General features: G+C 68.9%; 1 protein-coding gene and 2 pseudogenes. 2 read left to right on the top strand and 1 reads right to left on the bottom strand.

Features of this window, described 5'->3' with window-relative positions:
• Positions 1-17: 17 nt before the first annotated feature.
• Positions 18-586, top strand: a pseudogene (locus tag BN903_RS10405) (uracil-DNA glycosylase family protein).
• Between the two features lie 6 nt (positions 587-592).
• Here BN903_RS10405 and BN903_RS10400 read toward each other — a convergent pair.
• Positions 593-1,801, bottom strand: coding sequence for an NAD-binding protein (locus BN903_RS10400; protein ID WP_048077656.1), 1,209 nt, complete (start codon positions 1,799-1,801; stop codon positions 593-595).
• A 135-nt stretch (positions 1,802-1,936) separates the two neighbouring features.
• On the opposite strand from BN903_RS10400, the pseudogene BN903_RS10395 reads away from it, so the two are divergent.
• Positions 1,937-2,444: pseudogene (locus tag BN903_RS10395) on the top strand (potassium transporter TrkA); the annotation flags it as partial.

Here is a 2,444-nt window from a genome sequence, read left to right as displayed (position 1 = left end):
GAGAACTAGCGACGGGCGTGTGCGGCGTCCGCGACCGCGTCGTTCACGGCTACGGCGACGTGGGGGCCGGAGTTCCTCGTGGTCGGTACCGGCCCGACCGCGGCCGCCGAGCGCAACGGCGTCCCCTTCGACCGGCGACGGCGGCGGCGAACGCGTCCAGTCGATCTTCGGCGACCTCGGCTTCGTTCGCTCGGAGCCGGACGCCGCGGAGCCGGACGTTCAGAACGTCTTCTTCACGAACCTGACGCGGTGTCGACACCCCGACCGCGCCCCGACAGACCGGGAGATCGACACCTGCGAGCCGTTCCTCAACGCGGAGGTCCGGATGATAAACCCGCAGATCATCGTGCCGGTCGGCGAGCGCCCGCTCCGCGAACTGGCGGTCGAGTACACGACGCGGCGGCCGGACTCGTTCGACGTCGACGCCGAACACGCGACGACGATCCGCGGGCGCGGATTCGAGCTGGTGCCGATGAAGGAGCCGGCGACGATGACCGACGCGGAGGCTGACGCGTTCCGCGATCACATGCGCGAGAGCGTGTTGAGCCGGGACTACCGGCAGACGAAGGGACGCCGGAGCCGCTGAGAGGCCTCAGTCGCCGTCCCGGGTCATCGCGTCTCGGTCCGCGTCTCCGTCGAGCGCACCGCCCAAGAGGTCGGTCGTCGCCTCGTCGCTGTTCGACCCGAACGCGCAGTCGATGAGGATGTGACCACCGAGCGTCGACGGCGAAATAACTTGGTCCGCGCCGGCCCGGCGGAGCTTGTTGACGTTCTCGCGTTGCGTCGCGGCGGCGACGATCCGCACGCCGGGGTTGAGCTGGCGCGCGGTCAGTATCGCCAGCGCGTCCTGCGCGTCGTTCTCGGTGGCGACGACGACCGCGCGGGCGTCCGCGATGTGGGCGCGTTCGAGCGGTTCGACGTCGCTGGGGTCCGCGGTGAGCGTGGGGACGGACCGCTCGTCCAGTCGTCTGGCCGCGGCCTCGTTGGTCGTGATCACGGCGTAGGTGGTTCCGCCCCGTCCGTCGAGTTCTTCGAGTATCGGTTCCGTCAGGTCCCCGTAGCCTAAGATGAGGACGTGGTCGTCGAGGAGGTCGATCTGTTTCTCAGTCATCTTTCCGAGCGCCTTGGAGAGCTGCGCCTCGATAGCGGGGGTCAACAGGACCCCGAGCGCCACCGCGAAGGCGGCGACGTTCATCACGAGCGAGGAGAGCACGAACAGCTGTGCGATGTCGGAGTCGGGACCGGTCGCCGGGATCACGTCGCCGTACCCCACCGTCGAGGCGGTGACGACGGTGAAGTAGAACGCGTCGACGATGGTCTCGACCCCGTTGAACTGGTCGCGGAGCGCGTACGACCCGACCGTTCCGTACGAGATGGCCGTGACCAGCGCCGCCCCGGCGGCGAGCTGCGTCGGCGACGGCCGGAACTGGCGGTCGAACCGCCCCCGGTTGTAGAGGAGCGCCGGCATCGAAAGCAGCGACAGCGCCACCAGCGGGAAGGAAAGCACCGACGCCTGCATCAGTCCTTGGATCGCGGTCAGCGGGAGCAACACGGCGGTCGAGTACCAGCCGACCCGATAGCCGTTCCGCAAAGCGAAGCCGCTCGCGAGCATGGTGAACCCGGTGATCGTCCCCGTGAACCCGACGGTCTGGCGGACGACGTCCGGGACGTACGGAGCGAGCGGACCCGAGACGCCGAGCCCGCCGATCTGTGCCAGCCCGGCGAGAATCGACAGTATCGCGACTGCGAACGTCAGGGCGATCGACGCCCGAACGGTCACCCAGTCGCGGGTCAACTCCATACCTCCGGGTCGCCGAGACCGCACTTAAACCCCGCGAGGCCGACCGACGCCGGCGGTGACGCTCCGGACGCCGCCTCCCCCGCCGCGTCGGCATCCGTCGACACACGTTTAACCGCCCCGTCGGTTGAAGCGCGTATGTCGCTGCCCGTCGAGATCGTCTTCGGGATCTACCTCGGTGTCATCACTGGAATCGTCCCCGCGCTGGTGGCCGGGACCCTCGGGTTCGTGTTCAAGTACGTGACGGACGTGACGATCCCCGGGCTCGGGGTGGTCGTGTTGTCGCTCGCTATCGCCGGCATTAACGGCGGGCTGCTCGCGCTCAACGACGAGACGATCCGGTCGTCGGAGCGCGCGCCGGCGATCCTCACGGCGATCATCGTCGTGTTGATGATCTCGCTGTACGCCCACTCGCAGGGCGACCGGCTCGGGGCCAGCGTTCCCAAGCGGATCTCGCTCAAACAGCTCCGCGACCGGACGCTCTCGACCGACGTGATCGAACTCGTCGGCGGCCGCGGGCGGGTCTCCGTCGAGGTGACCGGCGAGGTGAACGACATGGACGGGGTACCCCCCGCTACCGGCCGAGACCCGGCGGGCGATCCTCGACGGCGACTGGACGTTCCCGGCGGACCTCCCGCTCTTGGAG

Source organism: Halorubrum sp. AJ67 (assembly GCF_000513435.1).
Note: the sequence above shows the minus strand (reverse complement) of the source record. Positions and strands in the feature narration are given on the sequence as shown.